Consider the following 3,219-nt stretch of genomic DNA (forward strand, 5'->3'; position numbering starts at 1 on the left):
GGGGGAGACCCACTTCGGCCCGCGCGATGTGCCGCTGCTCGACACCCTCGAGGGCTGGACCGTGCACGTGCCCGGGCACGCCGACGAGGCCGAGGCGCAGCTGCGCGCCGCCCTGCCGGCGACGACCGGGTCTACGTCGGCTGTCGGGTGGCGTCCAACGCGCGGCCGTACGGCACCGGGCCGTCGATGACGGTGCTGCGCCGCGGGGGCCGGGGGACGGTCGTCGCCGTCGGGCCGCTGGCGGACCGGACGCTGGCCGCCGTCGAGGGGGCTCGACGTCACCGTGCTCTACGCGCCGACCGTGCGCCCGTTCGACGCGGCCACGCTGCGCGCCACGCTGTCCGAGCCGGACGTCGTGCTCGTCGAGCCCTACCTGGCCGGGACCTCGGTGCGGCCGGTGGCCGAGGCGCTGCACGACGTGCGGCACCGGGTGCTCGGGCTCGGGGTCGGCGCCGCCGAGCTGCGCCGCTACGGCAGCCCGGAGGACCACGACGCCGCGCACGGCCTGGACGTCGCGGGCATCCGGCGATCGGTGACGCGGTTCCTCTCGTAGGGTCGGGGCCGTGCGTCTGGCCACCTGGAACGTGAACTCCGCGAAGTCCCGGCTGCCGCGGCTGCTGCCGTGGCTCGACGAACGGGCACCCGACGTCGTCTGCCTGCAGGAGACCAAGCTCTCCGACGACGACTTCGCCGCGAGCTTCGACGAGGCCCTGGCCGAGCGCGGCTACGCGAGCGCGCACCACGGCCAGGGCCGCTGGAACGGCGTCGCCCTGCTGTCGCGGGTCGGGCTCGACGACGTCGTGCGCGGCCTGCCCGACGAGCCCGTCTTCACCGAGGGCGGGCTGGCGGAGCCGGACGCGCGCGCCGTCACCGCCACCTGCGGCGGGCTGCGGGTCACCTCGGTCTACGTGCCGAACGGCCGCAGCCCGGAGGACCCGCACTACGCCTACAAGCTGCGCTGGCTCGCCGCGCTGCGTGACCAGGTCGCGGCGGGCGACCCGGACTCGACGGTGGTGGCCGGGGACGTCAACATCGCCCCCACCGACGACGACGTCTGGGACCGTTCCCTGTTCGACGGCGCCACCCACGTCACCCCCGACGAGCGGGCCGCGCTCGCCGCGCTGCTCGGGACCGGGCTGCGCGACGTCCTGCGCGAGCGCTGGCCCGACGAGCGCGTGTTCAGCTACTGGGACTACCGGGCCGGCCGGTTCCACCAGGACCAGGGGATGCGGATCGACCTGGTGCTGGCCGGGTCGGGCCCGGCCGACCGTCGCGCGGCGGTGTGGGTGGACCGCAAGGCGCGCAAGGGGAAGTCGCCCAGCGACCACGCCCCGGTCGTCCTGGACCTCGACGAGGCCCCCGACGGCGACGTCGGCCCGGTCGTCCCTCCGCCGTCGGCCCGGCGCCGCTCAGCCGTCGGCGATAGCCACTCGCCGCCCGCGTGGGGACCCGTCGTGTGGTTCGAGTTGCAACCTTCGGAGCAAGCCGATAGCCCATCAGGCGTACACCGCTCTCTCCGGGGGATGACTCGCATGATGCGTACGACCACGAACCACCCGCGCCGGATCAGCCGCACCGTCGGTGCCGCCGTCGCCGCGGCCGCGCTCGTCGGGCTGACCGCCTGCGGTGGCGAGACGCCGCAGGTGCCGAACCTGCCCGACAACCTCCCGCAGGTCCCGGGCGTCGGCGACCCGCGCCAGGCGTTCGGCGACGCGCACCAGAAGGCCCTCGGCCTCGCCGCGCTCGGCGGCATCGGCCTGGAGCAGGGCGTCGGCGACAAGGTCAACGCACACCATGCCGACGCCCTGGCGGGCCTGGAGCCGGGCGCGTTCCTCGGCGTCGAGGTCGTCCCAGGCGTGCTGGTACTGGTTCACCGAGTACGGCCGTAGGTCTCGGTGAGCCCGTACACGTGCACGATCCGGAACCCCATCCGCTCCATCTGCAGGATCGGGTCGGCGACGGCGGCGCCCCCGCCGTGGTGATCACCAGCTGGTAGCCCCAGGGTGACGGCCTCGGCGCGTTCAAAATCGTCGTGACGACGGTCGGGGCGCCGTTGAGATGGGTGACGCCGTGCTCGCCGATCAGCCGCCAGATGGGTCGCCCCGGACCTCGCGCAGGCAGACGTGGGTGCGCCCGATCGCCCGATCGCGTCACCCACGGGGTGCACCAGCCGTTGCAGTGGAACATCGGCAGCGTCCACAGGTAGACGCTGTCCGCGGTGTGCCCGGAGTGGACGATCTCGCCGAAGGAGTTCAGGTAGGCACCGCGGTGGTGGTACTCGGACGCCCTTCGGGTTGCCGGTCGTCCCCGAGGTGTAGTTGATCGTGATGGTGGCGCGCTCGTCGTCGACGGCCCAGGGCCGCGGGTCGTCCGAGCCGCGGGCGAGCAGGTCGGCGTAGCTGGTCCGGAGCCGACGCCGTCGCCGGGCGCCGCAGGGTCGACGACGGTGACGATCTCGCGGACCGTGGCCAGCTCGTCGGCGACCGGGCGGACCGTCTCGTACAAGGAGGGACGGCGTCGACGACCAGCACCGTGGCCGCCGAGTGGTCCAGGATGTAGCGGACCTCCTCGGTCGACAGCCGCGTGTTGATCGCGACCAGGACCGCGCCGGCGAGCGGCACCGCGAAGTGCGCGGACGAGCATCTCCGGGACGTTCGGCAGCAGGTAGGCGACCCGGTCACCGGGCTCGACGCCCGACGCGGCGAGTGCGTTCGCCACCCGGGTCGCCTCCGCCGCGAACTCGGCGTAGGTGTGCCTGCGGTCGCCGTAGACGATCGCCGTGGACTCCGCGAACACCTCGGCCGAGCGGCCCAGGAAGGCCAGCGGGGTGAGCGGGGTGGTCCAGACGTCGGTCGTCGCGCCCTGTGTCACGGTCGGCTCCTTCGCAGGCGGTGCACTCGTTCGCCGCGATCCTGCTCGCCGCGAGGAGTGCCCCGGCAACCTGCGCCGGCTCGGTCCCGGCGCTGGGCTCAGCCCTCGATCGTGATGGCGGCCTTGGGGCAGCTCCGTGCCGCCTCCTCGACCTTCGGCCGCAGCGACTCGCCGGGTTCTCGTCGAGGATGTAGAGGTAGTCGTCGTCGCGCACCTCGAAGACCTCCGGCGCGACACCCATGCAGACCGCGTGCTCTCGCAGCGGTCGAAAATCCACGATGACCTTCATGACAGTCCATGGTGCCCCGCCGGGACGACGCCGCAGGACTGAGGGCCCCCTGACCTGCG

The 3,219-nt window shown here is 73.7% G+C and carries 4 protein-coding genes and 2 pseudogenes; 3 read left to right on the forward strand and 3 right to left on the reverse strand.

Going from position 1 to position 3,219, the window contains the following annotated elements:
• From KPL57_RS06730 to KPL57_RS69390, 3 genes and pseudogenes are all read left to right on the forward strand, one after another.
• Positions 1–190 (forward strand): annotated as a pseudogene (locus KPL57_RS06730) (transketolase); the annotation flags it as partial.
• Positions 191–283: 93 nt separating this feature from the next.
• A complete protein-coding gene (locus KPL57_RS06735; RefSeq protein ID WP_226350929.1) occupies positions 284–553 on the forward strand; it encodes a hypothetical protein in 270 nt (89 codons plus the stop codon).
• 10 nt (positions 554–563) lie between these two features.
• Positions 564–1,889 (forward strand): exodeoxyribonuclease III, encoded by a 1,326-nt coding sequence (locus KPL57_RS69390; protein WP_308252801.1) that lies wholly within the window; start codon positions 564–566, stop codon positions 1,887–1,889.
• Here the strand turns inward: KPL57_RS69390 and KPL57_RS06745 are convergent.
• From KPL57_RS06745 to KPL57_RS69395, 3 genes and pseudogenes are all read right to left on the reverse strand, one after another.
• Positions 1,783–2,256 carry an AMP-binding protein gene (locus KPL57_RS06745; protein WP_226350930.1) on the reverse strand — a complete coding sequence of 158 codons (474 nt, stop codon included), beginning with the start codon at positions 2,254–2,256 and terminating at the stop codon, positions 1,783–1,785. The genes KPL57_RS69390 and KPL57_RS06745 overlap by 107 nt on opposite strands.
• Positions 2,253–2,681: an AMP-binding protein gene (locus KPL57_RS65965; protein ID WP_308252802.1), complete on the reverse strand. Its 429-nt coding sequence runs from the start codon at positions 2,679–2,681 to the stop codon at positions 2,253–2,255. Before KPL57_RS65965 ends, KPL57_RS06745 begins: the two co-directional genes overlap by 4 nt.
• A gap of 13 nt (positions 2,682–2,694) precedes the next feature.
• A pseudogene (locus KPL57_RS69395) lies at positions 2,695–3,108 on the reverse strand (hypothetical protein); the annotation flags it as partial.
• Positions 3,109–3,219: the final 111 nt, after the last annotated feature.

Source organism: Pseudonocardia sp. ICBG601, from assembly GCF_020496245.1.